16 protein-coding genes are annotated in these 15610 nt (G+C 63.0%); 12 read left to right on the plus strand and 4 right to left on the minus strand.

The features are described 5' to 3' along the window. Positions 1–119: 119 nt before the first annotated feature. Positions 120–1145 carry an L-threonine 3-dehydrogenase gene (tdh, locus tag ACFOKJ_RS00145; protein ID WP_390275945.1) on the plus strand — a complete coding sequence of 342 codons (1026 nt, stop codon included), beginning with the start codon at positions 120–122 and terminating at the stop codon, positions 1143–1145. Between the two features lie 204 nt (positions 1146–1349). On the opposite strand, the gene ACFOKJ_RS00150 is transcribed toward tdh, so the two are convergent. After that, positions 1350–2318 carry a diguanylate cyclase domain-containing protein gene (locus tag ACFOKJ_RS00150; protein ID WP_390275947.1) on the minus strand — a complete coding sequence of 323 codons (969 nt, stop codon included), beginning with the start codon at positions 2316–2318 and terminating at the stop codon, positions 1350–1352. Between the two features lie 221 nt (positions 2319–2539). Here ACFOKJ_RS00150 and glyQ point away from each other — a divergent pair, with 221 nt between their 5' ends. The 9 genes from glyQ (at position 2540) to ACFOKJ_RS00195 (ending at position 9848) form a co-directional block, all read left to right on the plus strand. Beyond that, the gene (gene glyQ / locus ACFOKJ_RS00155; RefSeq protein ID WP_390275949.1) at positions 2540–3430 is read left to right on the plus strand and encodes a glycine--tRNA ligase subunit alpha; all 891 of its coding nucleotides are present in this window, start codon (positions 2540–2542) and stop codon (positions 3428–3430) included. Positions 3431–3434: 4 nt separating this feature from the next. Then, a complete protein-coding gene (locus ACFOKJ_RS00160; RefSeq protein WP_390275951.1) occupies positions 3435–3902 on the plus strand; it encodes a surface-adhesin E family protein in 468 nt (155 codons plus the stop codon). A 2-nt stretch (positions 3903–3904) separates the two neighbouring features. Next, a complete protein-coding gene (gene glyS / locus ACFOKJ_RS00165; protein WP_390275953.1) occupies positions 3905–5971 on the plus strand; it encodes a glycine--tRNA ligase subunit beta in 2067 nt (688 codons plus the stop codon). Positions 5972–6057: 86 nt separating this feature from the next. Continuing rightward, on the plus strand, positions 6058–6600 hold the full coding sequence (gene gmhB / locus ACFOKJ_RS00170) for a D-glycero-beta-D-manno-heptose 1,7-bisphosphate 7-phosphatase (RefSeq protein ID WP_390275955.1): 543 nt from the start codon (positions 6058–6060) through the stop codon (positions 6598–6600). A 5-nt stretch (positions 6601–6605) separates the two neighbouring features. After that, positions 6606–7376 carry a lysophospholipid acyltransferase family protein gene (locus ACFOKJ_RS00175; protein WP_390275957.1) on the plus strand — a complete coding sequence of 257 codons (771 nt, stop codon included), beginning with the start codon at positions 6606–6608 and terminating at the stop codon, positions 7374–7376. Beyond that, entirely contained in the window at positions 7336–8049 is a 714-nt protein-coding gene (locus ACFOKJ_RS00180; RefSeq protein ID WP_390275959.1) for a M48 family metallopeptidase, read from the plus strand. Before ACFOKJ_RS00175 ends, ACFOKJ_RS00180 begins: the two co-directional genes overlap by 41 nt. Positions 8050–8155: 106 nt before the next feature. Further along, entirely contained in the window at positions 8156–8545 is a 390-nt protein-coding gene (gloA, locus tag ACFOKJ_RS00185; protein WP_390275961.1) for a lactoylglutathione lyase, read from the plus strand. Positions 8546–8592: 47 nt separating this feature from the next. Then, a complete protein-coding gene (locus tag ACFOKJ_RS00190) occupies positions 8593–8832 on the plus strand; it encodes a hypothetical protein (RefSeq protein ID WP_390275962.1) in 240 nt (79 codons plus the stop codon). Between the two features lie 161 nt (positions 8833–8993). Then, a complete protein-coding gene (locus tag ACFOKJ_RS00195) occupies positions 8994–9848 on the plus strand; it encodes a hypothetical protein (RefSeq protein WP_390275963.1) in 855 nt (284 codons plus the stop codon). A 76-nt stretch (positions 9849–9924) separates the two neighbouring features. On the opposite strand, the gene pssA is transcribed toward ACFOKJ_RS00195, so the two are convergent. From pssA to ACFOKJ_RS00210, 3 genes are all read right to left on the minus strand, one after another. Continuing rightward, positions 9925–11265, minus strand: a complete 1341-nt coding sequence (gene pssA / locus ACFOKJ_RS00200; RefSeq protein WP_390275964.1) for a CDP-diacylglycerol--serine O-phosphatidyltransferase — start codon at positions 11263–11265, stop codon at positions 9925–9927. 164 nt (positions 11266–11429) lie between these two features. After that, positions 11430–12527 (minus strand): polyamine ABC transporter substrate-binding protein, encoded by a 1098-nt coding sequence (locus ACFOKJ_RS00205; protein ID WP_390275965.1) that lies wholly within the window; start codon positions 12525–12527, stop codon positions 11430–11432. 276 nt (positions 12528–12803) lie between these two features. Continuing rightward, positions 12804–14093 carry a glutamine synthetase family protein gene (locus ACFOKJ_RS00210; RefSeq protein WP_390275966.1) on the minus strand — a complete coding sequence of 430 codons (1290 nt, stop codon included), beginning with the start codon at positions 14091–14093 and terminating at the stop codon, positions 12804–12806. Between the two features lie 335 nt (positions 14094–14428). Between ACFOKJ_RS00210 and ACFOKJ_RS00215 the strand changes: the two genes are divergently transcribed. Together ACFOKJ_RS00215 and ACFOKJ_RS00220 are read left to right on the plus strand one after the other, a co-directional pair. Further along, positions 14429–14953: an RNA pyrophosphohydrolase gene (locus ACFOKJ_RS00215; protein WP_390275967.1), complete on the plus strand. Its 525-nt coding sequence runs from the start codon at positions 14429–14431 to the stop codon at positions 14951–14953. 21 nt (positions 14954–14974) lie between these two features. After that, positions 14975–15595: a DUF2238 domain-containing protein gene (locus ACFOKJ_RS00220; RefSeq protein ID WP_390275968.1), complete on the plus strand. Its 621-nt coding sequence runs from the start codon at positions 14975–14977 to the stop codon at positions 15593–15595. Positions 15596–15610: the final 15 nt, after the last annotated feature.

The raw sequence follows: 15610 nt of genomic DNA on the forward strand, positions 1-15610 counted from the left end.
GCGGCCTTGTGTGCATCTGGATATGCCATTTGTGTTGCAGCAGGAGTATCTTGCTGTCTGGTATCGGATATTTCCGTGTTTTACCGCGTGTTTCCGTGGCAAACCAATGGGGTTGAACAATGAAGGCACTTGCCAAACTGCAGGCCGCTCCCGGCCTTTCCATGACTGATGTGCCGATGCCGGAAGTCGGCCACAACGACCTGCTGATCAAGATCCGCAAGACCGCCATCTGTGGTACCGACATCCATATCTGGAACTGGGATGACTGGGCGCAGAAGACCATTCCGGTGCCGATGCACGTTGGCCACGAATACGTGGGCGTAGTCGCCGGCATGGGCTCGGAAGTGCAGGGCTTCAAGATTGGCCAGCGTGTGTCCGGCGAAGGCCACATCACCTGCGGCCACTGTCGCAACTGCCGCGCCGGCCGTCGTCACCTGTGCCGCAACACCACCGGCGTGGGCGTGAACCGCGAAGGCTCGTTCGCCGAATACCTGGTGATTCCGGCCTTCAACGCCTTCCCGATTCCGGACGATATCTCCGACGACCTGGCATCCATCTTCGACCCGTTCGGCAATGCGGTGCATACCGCGCTGTCGTTCAACCTGGTGGGCGAAGATGTGCTGATCACCGGTGCCGGCCCGATCGGCATCATGGCGGTGGCCATTGCCAAGCATGTCGGTGCGCGCCACGTGGTGATCACCGACGTCAACGACTACCGGCTGGAGCTGGCGCAGAAAATGGGCGCTACCCGTGCGGTGAACGTGGCCAGGCAGGACCTGAAAGCGGTGATGCAGGAGCTGCACATGACCGAGGGCTTCGACGTGGGCCTGGAAATGTCCGGCAACCCGCAGGCGTTCCGCCAGATGCTGGAGGTGATGAACCACGGCGGCAAGCTGGCGCTGCTGGGCATTCCGCCGGCCAATACCGCCATCGACTGGAACCAGGTGATCTTCAAGGGTCTGGAAATCAAGGGTATCTACGGCCGCGAGATGTTCGAGACCTGGTACAAGATGGTGGCGCTGATCCAGTCTGGCCTGGACATCAGCCCCATCATCACCCACCACTTCAAGGTGGATGACTTCGAGCAAGGCTTCGCCGCCATGCTGTCCGGCCAGAGCGGCAAGGTGATCCTGGACTGGCAGTAAAAACTCCTGCGGCCAACGTTGGCCGCAGCGAAGGCGATAAAGGCATTCACTTGGCAAAGTGGATGCCTTTTTTCATGCACGATCGATAGGGTGGAAGCCCGCATAGCGGCGCTACGCCGGCGTAGCAGCTAGGTGTGTTGTTCCGGTGGCGATTTCTTGGGTAGCAACGTTGGCGGAACGCCCCGGCTTGCCGGGGCTTCCGCCCTACAGGCCGGGGAAGTCCAGCGGCAGGTCGGGGCTGAACAGCGCGCCACTGTTGAAGCTGCTGTGCAGGCCATCGCCCACCACGCAGTTGCGGCCGCTGCGCTTGGCGTGATACAGGCGCTGGTCGGCTTTCTGCAGCAGGCTGGCCGCCCGCTGTTGCGGCAGCGGAGTGCAGCCGGCCACGCCGACACTGATGGAGACAACACTGGATACCGTGGAGCCGGGGTGGGGAATCGCCAGCCGCTCGATATTGCGGCGCAGGGTTTCCATCAGCAGCCAGGCGCCGTCGGTCGGAGTGGCCGGTAGCAGCACCACGAACTCCTCGCCACCGTAGCGAGCGGCAAAATCGGTGCTGCGCTGCAGGCTGCTGGAAATGGTGCGCGCCACCAGGCGCAGCACATTGTCGCCACGGGCGTGGCCCTGGCTATCGTTGTATTGCTTGAAGCAGTCCACATCGATTACCGCCACCGACAGCTCGCTGCCGCTGCGCACGGCATGATCCCAGACCGCTTGCAGCTTGCTATCCAGCTGGCGGCGGTTGGGCAGCTCGGTCAGGCCGTCGATATTGGCCAGCGCTTCCAGCATGCGCCGCTGGCGTTCCAGTTTCAGGTGGGTGGCAACGCGCGCCCGTACGGTAATGGCGTTGAGCGGCTTGGTGATGTAGTCGACGGCGCCGAATTCCAGCCCGCGCGCCTCTTCCTCGGCGCTGTTGAGCGCGGTGACGAAGATCACCGGGATGTGCTTGGTGCGCACGTCGGCACGCAAGCGCTGCAGCACTTCATAGCCATCCATGCCCGGCAGGATCACATCCAGCAGGATCAGGTCCGGCTGTTGCTCCAGCGCAATACGCAGGGCATCCGGGCCGTTGTCGGCGGTCAGCACGCGATGATCCGGCTGCAGCAATCCTTGCAGCAGGTGCAGATTGATCTCGACGTCATCGACGACAAGTATGGTCTGGCTGTTGTTCATCTGCGGTGACCCGATTGGAAGCGGAGCACTTTACCATGCAATTTCACGTTGTGAGGTATTGAATGCGTTTGGCATGTTGATAAATAACGGATTTGTATCAGAAATGACATGCAGCCCTGCTGTCTGCCATCGCCAGGGCTGGCGCGTGCAAACGGTTTTCCCAGCCTTGCGTAAACGGTTAGAATCCCTTTCTGTCTCTCAATCCATCATTTTTGCGCCACATGCTCACTTTTCAGGAAATCATCCTCACCCTGCAGCACTACTGGAACCGTCAGGGCTGCATCCTGCTCCAGCCGTACGATACCGAAGTGGGCGCGGGCACCTCGCATACCGCCACCTTCCTGCGCGCCCTTGGCCCGGAGCCGTGGAGTGCCGCCTACGTGCAGCCTAGCCGCCGCCCGAAGGACGGCCGCTACGGCGAGAACCCGAACCGCCTGTTCCAGCATCACCAGTTCCAGGTGGTACTGAAGCCGTCGCCGCCGAATATCCAGGACCTGTACCTGGGCTCGCTGCGTGAGCTGGGCATCGATCCGGCGGTGCACGATATCCGCTTCGTGGAAGACGACTGGGAAAACCCGACCCTGGGCGCCTGGGGCCTGGGCTGGGAGGTGTGGCTCAACGGCATGGAAGTGACGCAGTTCACCTACTTCCAGCAGGTGGGCGGCCTGGATTGCAAGCCGGTGCTGGGCGAGATCACCTACGGCCTGGAGCGTCTGGCGATGTATCTGCAGGACATCGAGAACGTATACCAGCTGATCTGGACCTACCTGCCGGACGGCACCCCGGTGACCTATGGCGACGTGTTCTTCCAGAACGAGTTCGAGCAGTCCAAGTTCGCCTTCGAGCACAGCAATGTCGAGCTGCTGTTCCAGCAGTTCACCGATTACGAAGCCGAAGCCAAGCGCATGCTGGAAGCCGGCCTGCCGCTGCCGTGCTATGAGCTGATCCTCAAGGCCGGCCATACCTTCAACCTGCTGGATGCCCGTGGCGCCATCTCGGTGACCGAACGCGCCGCCTATATCGGCCGCATCCGCAACCTGGCACGCGGCGTGGCGCAAGCCTATTACGACGCCCGCGAAGCGCTGGGCTTCCCGATGTGCAAGAAAGCCTGATGGCATGAAGACGTGGGCAAGCATCTTCGTCATCCTGGCAGTGTTGGCCGGGCTCAGCTGGTATCTGCCCAGCTGGGACAAGAACCCCAGCCAGAGCGGCAAGTTCCAGGTGTACCAGTCCAGTGACAAGCTGGAGCTGGCGCTGGATCTGGACGCCATTGCTAACGTAAACGAAGGCTTTGTCCGTTTCGTCAACCAGGAGCGCTTCTCCACCAGCAAGCAGGAGCCCGGCCTGGGCATCAGCTACCAGGTACGCCGCCTGGAAGGCCGTGCAGATTGCGACAAGCAGCAATACGCCTTCGTGAATACCTCCTACTGGACGGCCGAAGGCAAGCACGTTTACACCCAGATGTTCCAGTTGCAGCGATTCAACTGGAGCTTTGTCCCGGTGGAACCGGGTTCCATTGCCGAAACCATGCTGCAGACCGTCTGCCGCCTGGCCCCCGAAGCGCCCCGACTGAACATTGAATGATCATGACCCAAACCGCGACCCTGCTGATTGAACTGCTCACCGAAGAACTGCCGCCGAAGGCGCTGGAAAAACTGGCGGGCAGCTTTGCCGATACCATTACCGACGAACTGAAAAAACTGCAGTTCGTGGCTGCCGATGTTGCGGCCAACGTCTATGCCAGCCCGCGCCGCATGGCGGTGCAGATTCCGGCCGTGGCCGGCATCCAGCCGGACCAGCACATCGTGCGCCGTGGCCCGGCGGTAGCCGCCGGCATGAAGGATGGCCAACCCACCCCGGCGCTGGCCGGCTTTGCCCGCTCCTGCGGCGTGGAAGTGAGCCAGCTCACCACCGCGCACGATGGCAAGCAGGACGTGTACGCCTACGAATCCACCAAGGCCGGCGAAAGCCTGTCCGCGGTGCTGTCCGGCATCGTGGCCACCGCGCTGAAGAAGCTGCCGGCACCCAAGCTGATGCGCTGGGGCGATCTGGACGTGCAGTTCGTACGCCCGGTGCACGGCCTGGTGATGCTGCATGGCGATGCGCTGATCGATGGCGAAGTGCTGGGGCTCAAGAGCCGCAACTTCACCCGTGGCCACCGCTTCCTGTCCGAAGGCGATGTCACCATAGCCAATGCCGATGCCTACGCTCGCACCCTGGCGGAACAGGGCAAGGTGATTGCCAGCTTTACCGCCCGCCGCGAGCTGATCGGCCACAAACTAGCCGAGGCCGCCGCCAAGCTTGGCGCCACCATTGCCGCGCCGGACGCGCTGTTCGATGAAGTGACCGCACTGGTGGAATGGCCGGTGGTGCTGGAAGCCGGTTTCGAGGCCGAATTCCTGGGCGTGCCGCAGGAATGCCTGATCCTGACCATGCAGCAGAACCAGAAGTACTTCCCGCTGCTGGATGCACAGGGCAAGCTGATCAACCGCTTCCTGCTGGTATCCAACCTGGAAACCGCCGACCCGCGCTACATCGTGGGTGGTAACGAGCGCGTGCTGCGCGCGCGCCTGTCCGACGCCAAGTTCTTCTACGAGCAGGATCAGAAGCAGCGCCTGGACAGCCGCCTGCCGCGCCTGGAACACGTGGTGTACCACAACAAGATCGGTAACCAGCTGGAGCGCGTTACCCGCCTGTCCAGCATTGCCGCCAGCATTGCCAAGCAACTGGGTGCCGACAGCTCGCTGGCCGGCCGCGCCGGCTACCTGGCCAAGGCCGACCTGGTGACCGACATGGTGGGCGAATTCCCCGAGCTGCAGGGCATCATGGGTCGCTACTACGCCCGCCTGGACGGCGAGGACGAGGTGGTGGCCGACGCCATCGAAGGCCACTACCACCCGCGCTTTGCCGGTGACAGCCTGCCGCAAGGCCCGATTGCCACCGCCGTGGCGCTGGCCGACAAGCTGGAAACCATCGTCGGCATCTGGGGCATCGGCCTGATTCCGACCGGCGACAAGGACCCGTTCGCACTGCGCCGCGCCGCGCTGGGTGTACTGCGCATGGTGCTGGAAGCGCCACTGGACCTGAAGGCTCTGCTGACCGCCACCGCTGCCGCCTTCCCGGCCGGCCTGCTGTCCGCCAGTGTGGTGGACGAGGTGCATGCCTTCTGCCTGGAGCGCCTGAAGAACTACCTGGCCGCCGATTACAAGTCCGACGAGATCGACGCCGTGCTGGCACAGGCGCCCAGTGTGCTGAACGAGGTGCCGGCGGTGCTGGCCGCGGTGGCTGCCTTCAAGGCACTGCCGGAAGCGGCCACTCTGGCCGCGGCCAACAAACGCGTGAAAAACATCCTGAAAAAGGCCGAGGGCGAGATCGCCGCCGTCAACCCGGCGCTGTTTGCCGAGGACGCCGAGCGCGCGCTGTTCGACGCGGTGGAAGCGCTGGCACCGGCCGTGGATGCCAAGTTCGCTTCGCACGACTTTGCCGGTGCACTGGCGCAGCTGGCTTCGCTGCGCGCGCCGGTGGATGCGTTCTTTGATGGCGTGATGGTGATGGCCGACGACCTGGCAGTGCGCGGCAACCGCATCGCGCTGCTGGCAAAGCTGGCCGCACTGTTCAACCGCGTGGCGGATATTTCGCTGCTGGCGGAGTAAAGCCGGGAGTCGGGAGTGGGGAGTAGGGATGCCTGCTGCCCACGCCGGCTCTGCCACTCCCTACTCACTACTCCCTACTCTCCACTATGAAACTCGTCATCCTCGACCGTGACGGCGTGATCAACGAAGATCGCGACGATTTCGTCAAGAACACCATGGAGTGGCAGCCGCTGCCACGCAGCTGCGACGCCATTGCCAACCTTACCCAGGCTGGCTGGCACGTGGTGGTGGCCACCAACCAGTCCGGCATCGGTCGCGGCTTGTTCGACATGCACGCGCTCAATGCCATGCACGAGAAGATGCACCGGCTGGTGAACCAGGCCGGCGGCCGTATCGACGCGGTGGTGTTCTGCCCGCATGTGGCCGACGACAATTGCCGCTGCCGCAAGCCGGAGCCGGGCATGGTGGAAGAGATCATGGAACGCTTCAACGTGCGTGGCGAAGGTCTGCCGCTGATCGGCGACAGCCTGCGCGACCTGCAGGCGGTGGCCGCGGTTGGCGGCCGGCCTATCCTGGTGCGCAGCGGCAAAGGCCTGCGCACGCTGGACAAGGGTGGCCTGCCGGAGGGCACCGTGGTGTTCGACGACCTGTTCGAAGCCGCCGACTACCTGATCAATCACGAAGACTGATACGCATGCTGCTTGTTAGAAACCTGCTGTACTGGCTGCTGGTGCTGGTAACCACGCCCATCTTCTTCATCCTGCTGCTGCTGGCCGCACCGCTGCCACGCCGCAAGCGCCATGTCATTGGCCAGAGCTGGGCACAACTGCTTACCTGGGCGCTGTGGCATATCGTCGGCCTGCGCTACCGGGTGATCGGCGCGGAGAACATCACTGCCGAACCGGGCGTCATCTGTGCCAAGCACCAGTCCGGCTGGGAAACGCTGTCGCTGCAGCAGATCTTTCCGGCGCAGATTTTTGTCGCCAAGCAGGAGCTGCTGTGGATTCCGTTCTTCGGCTGGGGTCTGGCGCTGATGAATCCGATCACCATCAACCGCTCCGACCGCAGCAATGCCAACCGCCGCATGCAGCAGCAGGGGCTGAACCGCAAGAAGCACGGCTTCTGGATCAGCGTGTTTCCGGAAGGCACCCGCGTGCGTCCGGGCCTGCGTGGCAAGTACAAGCTGGGTGCCGCGCGCATGGCGCGCCAGCTGGACATGCCGCTGCTGCCGGTGGCGCACAATGCCGGTGAATTCTGGCCGCGCAATGCCTTCCTGAAGCACCCCGGCGAGATCACCGTGGTGATCGGCCCGGCGATCCGGCCGCAAGATTACGCCGGCCCCGAAGCCATGACCCGTGCCGCCGAAGAGTGGATCGAAGCGCGTCAGCGCGAGATCGGCGGCGTTGGCCCGTTTGCCCATCCCGATGAACGCAAGGCACGGCACGCTCACTCTCGCGCTGCCTGACGGCCAGGTAGCGGTACGCCTGACGCGACGCCAGCGGCAGAGCGTGGGCATTCGCATCCAGCGTGGCGAGGTGGAAATCATCGCGCCGCCAGGCGTCAGCCTGGCCTATCTGCAGGAAGTGCTGGCCAAAAAGCGCGACTGGATCGCCGGCCACCTGGCACGGCACCGCGCCAGCGCCGGTCAGCAGCAGGCACACCCGGACATGGTGCTGTTTGCCGGCGAAAACCTGCGCTTGCACTGCCACGCCGCGCAGCGCATCAGTGCGCGGGTGGAGGGCGAGGCCTTGCACCTGGCCGGCCCGCAGCTGGAGCAGCCGGCGCGGCGCCAGGCGGCGCTGGTGTCCTGGCTGCAGCGCGAAGCCAAACGGCGCTTTGCCGAGCGGCTGCAGCTGTGGCTGCCACGCGCGGCACGGCCCTTGTCCGGTTGGGCACTGTCCAGTGCCCGCAGCCGCTGGGGCAGCTGTTCCAGCCAGGGCGTGGTGCGGCTGAACTGGCGGCTGGTGCAGGCGCCATCAGCGATACTCGATTACGTGATCGCCCACGAACTGGCGCACCTGTTGCACATGAACCATTCCAAGGCCTTCTGGGCGGAAGTGGAGCGGCTCTACCCCGGCTGGCAGGCGGCGCGCCAGTGGCTGAAGCAGCATGGCGACAACCTGTTCCGCCACGGCTGAACACTGTGTTTGCCGCCTGCAGCCTTGCCTGGCAAGCATTTGCCCGCATCTGTCCGATCTGAAAACCTGCCGCCGCGTGCGGCCAACCTTTTTTGCGGAGAACTCCATGCGCCTGCTGCATACCATGATCCGTGTCGGCAACCTTGAGCGTTCGCTGGCGTTTTACACCGAAGTGCTGGGCATGACCCTGCTGCGCAAGCACGACTACCCGGATGGCCGCTTCACCCTGGCCTTTGTCGGCTACGGCGACGAAGCCGGCAATAGCGTGATTGAGCTGACCCACAACTGGGATACCGACAGCTACGAGCTGGGCAACGCCTTTGGCCACCTGGCGGTGGAGGTGGACGATGCCTATGCCGCCTGTGACGCGGTGCGCGCCAAGGGCGGCAAGGTGGTACGCGAGGCTGGCCCGATGAAGCATGGCAGCACGGTGATCGCCTTCGTGGAGGACCCGGACGGCTACAAGATCGAGTTCATCCAGAAAGGCAGCCACTAAGCTGCAGCGGCCGGGCTTGGCCGCTGGTGGCGCTGTCCCGGTGCACGATGCCGCTCACTGTCAGCAGTGGGCGGCATTTGTTTTGTGGCATGGCGGCGATGATGAATGGCGAGCTGAAGATGGTCGTGGTCGAGAAAGTGGCGGCCATGATCTTGGTGCTGTTCGAGTTGGTGACTGCGGCCAACTACCACAGCTGGCAGCACCGTGACTGCTGTGCAGCCACCCGCCGCTCATTTTCCGGTGGCTGCGAGTTCTGCAAAACTGCTGCTTGTTTCGTGGTGATGTGACTTCCCGTTGGACTGTCATTTTCTACGCCGGGGTTGGCCGCACGGCGCCGCGCCGCCTGCCGGTAATGACGATTGCTTGAAATGGCTCCTGCCGTGGCGTTCTAAGGTGTCGGTTTGCCCTTGTCAGGCATTCATCCCTGTCCAGCTCCGAGGAGGTTCGCATGCAACATCATCGTAATCCTGTCCTGCTCCTGTTGTGCGCCCTGGTTGCTGTGCCTGCCAGTGCTGCCGACCCAGCAGCTACCGCAGCCAGCAGTGCCGGCAGCCTGCTGATAGACCAGCAAAGCCTTGCCGGCGAGGTGCTGCGCAATATCCCGGCCGGAGCCGCGCTGGAGCGCTTCGTGGTAGCCAATGGCCCGGCAGGCCGGCTGGCCTATGTCGGCCTTACCGAGGGCGATACCGGTGGCGTGGTGTTCGTGAATGATCGTCTGGCTGGGGTAGTCAGCCGTCGGCTGGCGGATGCGTTCTATTCCTGCCGCGGTTTTGCCACCGCCAACCAGCAGTACTGGGGCAAGCAGGCTGGCGCCTGGGTTGCCACGCTGCAGCAGCAGATGCAGCCGGCGAGCAGTGTGCAGCTGGTGTTCAGCGGTAAGTCCGCGCTGCAGAGTATCCAGTCCATCGTAGAAAACCCGCTGCTGGGGCAGCTGAAATCGCTGCTGGACATGGGCACGAACCCGCTGAACATCTTCAAGACGCTGAACAAGTCGCGGCAGGATCTGAAGCAGCGTGCGCACGACGACGAGGTGACCAACGCGCTGGCGCAGCTGCAGCCAGGTGACGAAGAAGCCCGGCTGGCGGCCATTCTGCTGCCCGAGGAAGTGAATTTCCTTGGCGAGGATCTGGTAATGGCCTACCCGCGTTACTCGGTGGATTACCTGGTGCAACAGGGCCGGATCAGCCTGCAGCAGCAGCCTTCCTTCCTGCAGCTGTCGCGTGGCCAGGCAGCGCTGTTCTACCGACCGGGAGTGCAGTGGTCCAGCTGCACGCCGGCAGATTGGCCGTCCACGGCGGGCTGAGGCCTGCCAGTTGATAAAACAAAGCCCTTTCGCCATGCGAAAGGGCTTTTTGTTTTCAATGCACCACGGCCAGACCTTACAGCAGACGATAGAACAGCCGGTCGATGCGCAACTTGCCCAGCCGGCCCAGCAGCTTGCGTACCTTTTCCGGGTAATCATGCAGCTTCTGCAGTTCACGGTAGTGCTGCAGCACGCGGGTATGTTCGCGGATTGCCGCCAGCTCGGCATCGCGCTGCGTCGCCAGCTGTTGCTGCGGGTCGTGGATCAGCAGGCCGTTTTCCAGGTCCAGGTTGAAGGCGCGCGGATTGAGGTTGTTGCCAGTGATCAGCATGTAGCGCTGGTCCAGCCACAGCCCTTTCAGGTGGTAGCTGTTGGCTTCGTGCCGCCACAGTCGCAGGCATAGCTGGCCGCTGGCGATATAGCCCTGGCGCTTGCGCGCGAAGCGCCGCAGGTTCATTTCGTACAGGTAGGGCAGGCAGCCGATGATCTTGAATGGCTGCTCCGGCGGGATGTAGAAATCGTTGGCTTCCTTGTCACCCACGATGATCTCAACCGTAACGCCTTGCTGCAGCAGGCGGTCGATCTGTTGCAGCACCGGGCGTGGCAGGTTGAAGTAGGGCGTGCAGATGGTCAGCTGCCGGCGGGTGTCGCGCAGTAGCTGTAGCAGCTGGCGGTTGAAGGCATTGCCGCGTCCCTGGCCGCATAGCGGGTGGATGCTGGGTGTGCCGTCCGGCGCACCTGGCAGCCGGTAGCCGGCCTGCGCCAGCTTGCTGCGGAACTGCTTGATTTCCCGCCGCTGCTGGCGGCGGTCAAGCTGGATCGGGCGATCCAGCCGGATCACAGCCGGATCGGTGGCCAGCTGCGACACCAGGTAGTGCGACAGGCTGTCGGCCAGCGCGGCATGCTGCAGCAGGTGGTAGCGGTCGAAACGGTAACGTTCGCCCACGTGCAGATAGACATTGTTCAGGCTGGCACCGCTGTACAGCACCTGGTCGTCGATGACGAAGCCCTTCAGGTGCATCACACCGAACAGTTCCTTGCTCTGTACCGATACGCCGTAGATGGCCAGGTTGGTCAGTGGCTGCTGCTCGGCCAGGCTGCGGTACCAGGCGGCATTGCCGGCCTGGCGACCTTGCCCGATCAGGCCGCGCTGCGCGCGGTGCGCATCCACGAATATCCGGATGTCCAGCTGCGGCTTGCTGCGGGCGGCGTCGTACAGCGCCTGCAGTATCTCGGCGCCACCTTCGTCCTGCTGCAGGTACAGTGCTGCCAGGTGGATGCGCCGGCTGGCGCCACGGATTAGTGCCAGCAGGGTGTGGCGGAATGCTGCGGCGCTGTGCAGCGTCTGCAGACTGTCGGCAGGCAGGGCAAAGCCGGGTAGTTGGTCGAGTGCGGGTCGTGACGAGAAGAACGGCATGAGCGAATCGCAGATCGGGCAAAAGCCGATGCTACCACTTGTACCGCCACAATGGGCTGGCCGATGGGCGAGGGGGCAGCAGCAAAAAGCCCCTGCGCGCTGCGCAAGGGCTCTGGCTTGCCGCCAGCGGGCATCACTGCCCGGTGGCTATGCTGGCGAACGGCTTACTTGCCGGTCTTGAATTCCTGCCACAGGCGGGTGGTCAGGCGCTGGATTTTCGGATCCATGCTCGGCATCACGAAGCTCTTGGCCACGACATCCTTGCCCGGGAAGATCGACGGGTTGGCCAGGTTCTGCTTGTTGATGAACTGGCGTGCCGGCAGGCTGCCCGGAGCGTAGCTAACCGCGTTGGCGTTGGCCGCGGCTACCTTGGCGTCCAGCATGTAGTTGATCCAGGCGTAGGCGTTATCCACGTTCTTGGCATCTTTCGGCATTACCATGCTGTCCACCCAGATCGGCACGCCTTGCTTGGGTACCAGCGGCTGGATCTTCACGCCGTTCTTGGCTTCTTCGGCACGGGTCTTTGCGATGTTCATGTCGCCGCCGTAGCCCAGTGCCACACACAGCGAGCCGCCAGCCAGCTCGTTGATGTAGCCGGAGGAGGAGAAGCGGGTGATGCTGCTGCGCAGCGGCTTGAGCAACGCGGCGGCGGCCTTGTAGTCAGCCTCGCTGGTGCTGGCCGGGCTCTTGCCCATGTAGTGCAGCACTACCGGGAACACTTCCGCCGGGGAGTCCAGCATGCTCACGCCACAGCTCTTCAGCTTGGACAGATATTCCGGCTTGAACAGCAGGTCCCACTGGTTGTCCGGCAGCTTGCCGCCCAGCGCCTTGTTTACCTTGTCCTGGTTGATGCCGATGGTGTTGATGCCCCAGAAGTACGGCACCGCGTACTTGTTGCCCGGGTCGAATGCCGACATCAGCTTCATCAGCTCCGGGTCCAGGTTCTTGTAGTTCGGGATCTTGGCGCGATCCAGCGGCTGGTACAGGCCGCCCTGGATCTGCTTGGCCAGGAAAGTGTTGGACGGATGCACCAGATCGTAGCCGGACTTGCCGGTCAGCATCTTGGCCTGCAGGATTTCGTTACTGTCGTATACGTCGTAACGTACCTTGACGCCGGTGGCTTTCTGGAAGCCAGGAATGGTGGACTCGGCGATGTAGTCCGACCAGTTGTAGATGTTCAGTTCCTTGCCGGCGGCAGCGGCATTGCCGGCGATGCCGACCATGGCCAGACCGAGCGACAGGGACAAGATGGTTTTCTTCATGGTTTCTCCTTGACGTGCTTCTTGCGAAGCTTGTACGTGCTTGCTAGCGGGTACCGCGAAAAACTCCCGCTTTCGTTGCGATACTGCGTTGCTCACGGAAAATTTCTCCTTACATATCAAATATATGCTGCGTCGACATTTTTCGTTCGCGCCTTGTCTCGCTTAGAAAGCCGGGTTTTCGAGGCACCCTACCGTAAACGTGCCAATTAAAGCCCGCAAAGGGGCGGAAAACAACTTTTACGACCGGTTAATACCGAAAGCATGACCAGCTATGCTTCATGCCTGTGGCAGTAGATATTGCCATTCCCAGTGGGTAACGGTTTGCTGGAAATGCTGCAACTCAATCTGTTTCAGGGCAAGATATTTTTCGATAAATTTTGCGTCCAGCACCGTGGCCAGCTCGCGGCAATCCGCCAGCGCCTGCAACGCTGCCGGCAAATCGCGTGGCAGGGTTGCTTCGCGCCCATAGGCGCTGCCAGTGAGCGGCGGCGTGGCGCGAGCCTCCTGCTGCAGACCAAGCAAGCCGCAGGCCAGTGTGGCGGCCAGCACCAGGTAGGGGTTGCCGTCGATGCCGGGCAGGCGGTTTTCCACCCGCCGTGCCTGGGCGGACGAGGCAGGCACCCGCAAGCCGCAGCTGCGGTTATCGTAGCCCCATTCCACATTGATAGGTGCCGCGGTGTTGGCCGCAAGGCGGCGGTAGGCGTTCGGGCTCGGCGCCATCAGTGCCATGGCGGCAGGCAGGTAGCGCTGCAGGCCGGCGATGAAGTGGCCGAAGCGCGGGTGCTCGCTGCCGTCCGCCTGGCTGAAGGCATTGTGGCCGCTGTGGTCCAGCAGGCTCTGGTGCACGTGCATGGCGCTGCCGGGCTGGCTGGCAAACGGCTTGGCCATGAAGCAGGCGGTAAGCCCGTGCTGGCTGGCCAGTGCGCGCAGGGTGCGCTTGAGCAGGAATACCTGGTCGGCAAGCTGCAAGGCATCGCCATGTTGCAGGTTCAGCTCGTACTGGCTGTCGCCCACCTCGTGCAGCAGGATGTCGGTGGCGATGCCCTGCTGGTGGCAGTGTTGCTCCAGCTCGGCAAAAAACGCCTCATGGCGCTGGCTGTGATCCAGCGAATAGGCCGGCCCTACCGCCTCGGCCTGGCGGCCATCGGCAGCCAGCAGATAGAACTCTATCTCCGGCGCCACCACCGGGGTGAAACCCAGTGCCTGGTATTGCGCCAGCACCTGGCGCAGCACGCTGCGTGGCGCATAGGGCACCAGGCTGCCATCCTCGTAGTAGCAGTCATGGATCAGCTGGGCAATGCGGCGGCCGTTGCCCGGTTTGCTGCTCAGGGCGCCCAGATCCGGCTGTAGCACCATGTCGGGATCATTGTCCGGTACCAGTTGCTGTTGCGGTTCGCCCATCAGGCTCTGGATCAGGCTCACCTGCGGAAAGCGCAGCTGGCTGTTGGTGGGGTAGTGGCTGACCGGCACCAGCTTGCCGCGCGGCAGGCCGTTCAGGTCGGGAATCAGGCATTCGATGTGGGTGATGGCGTGCGTGTGCAGCCAGTCATGCAGGTTCTGCTTCATGGAGTGGGTCCGTAGCGTAGTTGTCAGGGAAAGGCGGGCAGCTGGCCGGCCGGTTTCCCACTGCGCTGAGCGGCTGTTCGAACACGCCCAATGCCAGTTGGCAGCCCGGATTTGGCGCGGCAATGGCAAGGCGAGATTCCATGAAAGACTCCGCGGAACAGATGTGTCTATTTTTTTATTCGAAAAATGGCTGTTGCGTCAATTTTATTTAACGTTGCCGTGCAACATCACGCCAGGAGTGCGTATTGCGGCCAACAAGTGGCGCAGCGGGCTGCGTGGCGCGGTCATGCGAAATGTGCAAGAATCCTGCCAACTAACGAACTACAGGCTTTTCCATGCTGGACCGGGACGGATATCGCCCCAATGTCGGAATCATCCTCGTCAATAACCGCAACGAGGTGTTCTGGGGCAAGCGGGTGCGCGAGCACTCGTGGCAATTTCCGCAAGGAGGCATCAAACCTGGCGAAAGCCCCGAGGCCGCGATGTACCGCGAGCTTCTGGAAGAAGTCGGCCTCTTGCCGCAACACGTGAAGATTCTGGGGCGCACCCGTGACTGGCTGCGCTACGACGTGCCCAGCAACTGGGTGCGGCGCGAATGGCGCGGCAGCTACCGCGGCCAGAAGCAGATCTGGTTCCTGTTGCGACTGGTTGGCCGCGAAAGCGATGTCTGCCTGCGGGCTACCAATCACCCAGAATTCGATGGCTGGCGCTGGAACGACTACTGGGCGCCGGTGGATGCGGTAATCGAATTCAAGAAAGACGTGTATGAACGTGCGCTGAGCGAGCTGACCCGCTTCCTGAAAGGCGTGGAAAGCCACAGCGACTATCTGAAACGGATGGGCGGGAGCGACGCTTCCTAGCCCGGAGTGACCGCACACGTGATGAACTCTGCCTCCCCACGGCCACGTGCTGCATTTGCAGCCGTGGCCGTTGTTGCTGCCTGGTCCGCCTGGCAGCCCTACGACCCGGCTACCTGGTGGCTGGAGGCCGTGCCGGCGGTGGTCGGCCTGCCGCTGGTGTGGCTGCTGTGGCCGCGTTTCCCGTGGACGAGGTTGGCCGCATGGGCGATGGCACTGCATGCCATGATTCTGCTGCTGGGCGCGCATTACACCTACGCGCTGACGCCGGTAGGGTTCTGGCTGCAGGAGCTGTTCGACTTCAGCCGCAACCATTACGACCGCATCGGCCACCTGGCGCAGGGCTTCTTTCCTGCCCTGCTGGCGCGCGAGGTGCTCAGCCGCAAGACTCCGCTGCGTGGTGGCTGGCTGGCGTTTCTGACGACCTGTTTCTGCCTGGCGTTCTCCGCACTGTACGAACTGATCGAATGGTGGACGGCGCTGGCGCTGGGCGCCGGGGCCGATGCTTTCCTGGCTACCCAGGGCGACCCGTGGGATACCCAGTGGGACATGTTCCTGGCGTTGTGCGGCGCCGTACTGGCGCAACTGATCCTGACGCCGAGCCATAACCGCCAACTCGCCGCCTTGCGTGCGGCGCGCTACTGAATTTCTGAATAGACA

The organism is Vogesella amnigena (assembly GCF_042648905.1).
GTDB classification, from domain to species: domain Bacteria; phylum Pseudomonadota; class Gammaproteobacteria; order Burkholderiales; family Chromobacteriaceae; genus Vogesella; species Vogesella amnigena.

Coding starts and splice junctions, on each gene's coding strand:
- ACFOKJ_RS00195 (WP_390275963.1), top strand. CDS start 8,994: ATGCAACATCATCGTAATCCTGTCCTGCTCCTGTTGTGCGCCCTGGTT.
- tdh (WP_390275945.1), top strand. CDS start 120: ATGAAGGCACTTGCCAAACTGCAGGCCGCTCCCGGCCTTTCCATGACT.
- ACFOKJ_RS00180 (WP_390275959.1), top strand. CDS start 7,336: ATGAACGCAAGGCACGGCACGCTCACTCTCGCGCTGCCTGACGGCCAG.
- ACFOKJ_RS00215 (WP_390275967.1), top strand. CDS start 14,429: ATGCTGGACCGGGACGGATATCGCCCCAATGTCGGAATCATCCTCGTC.
- ACFOKJ_RS00205 (WP_390275965.1), bottom strand. CDS start 12,527: ATGAAGAAAACCATCTTGTCCCTGTCGCTCGGTCTGGCCATGGTCGGC.
- gloA (WP_390275961.1), top strand. CDS start 8,156: ATGCGCCTGCTGCATACCATGATCCGTGTCGGCAACCTTGAGCGTTCG.
- ACFOKJ_RS00150 (WP_390275947.1), bottom strand. CDS start 2,318: ATGAACAACAGCCAGACCATACTTGTCGTCGATGACGTCGAGATCAAT.
- glyS (WP_390275953.1), top strand. CDS start 3,905: ATGACCCAAACCGCGACCCTGCTGATTGAACTGCTCACCGAAGAACTG.
- ACFOKJ_RS00175 (WP_390275957.1), top strand. CDS start 6,606: ATGCTGCTTGTTAGAAACCTGCTGTACTGGCTGCTGGTGCTGGTAACC.
- ACFOKJ_RS00190 (WP_390275962.1), top strand. CDS start 8,593: ATGCCGCTCACTGTCAGCAGTGGGCGGCATTTGTTTTGTGGCATGGCG.
- gmhB (WP_390275955.1), top strand. CDS start 6,058: ATGAAACTCGTCATCCTCGACCGTGACGGCGTGATCAACGAAGATCGC.
- ACFOKJ_RS00210 (WP_390275966.1), bottom strand. CDS start 14,093: ATGAAGCAGAACCTGCATGACTGGCTGCACACGCACGCCATCACCCAC.
- ACFOKJ_RS00220 (WP_390275968.1), top strand. CDS start 14,975: ATGAACTCTGCCTCCCCACGGCCACGTGCTGCATTTGCAGCCGTGGCC.
- pssA (WP_390275964.1), bottom strand. CDS start 11,265: ATGCCGTTCTTCTCGTCACGACCCGCACTCGACCAACTACCCGGCTTT.
- ACFOKJ_RS00160 (WP_390275951.1), top strand. CDS start 3,435: ATGAAGACGTGGGCAAGCATCTTCGTCATCCTGGCAGTGTTGGCCGGG.
- glyQ (WP_390275949.1), top strand. CDS start 2,540: ATGCTCACTTTTCAGGAAATCATCCTCACCCTGCAGCACTACTGGAAC.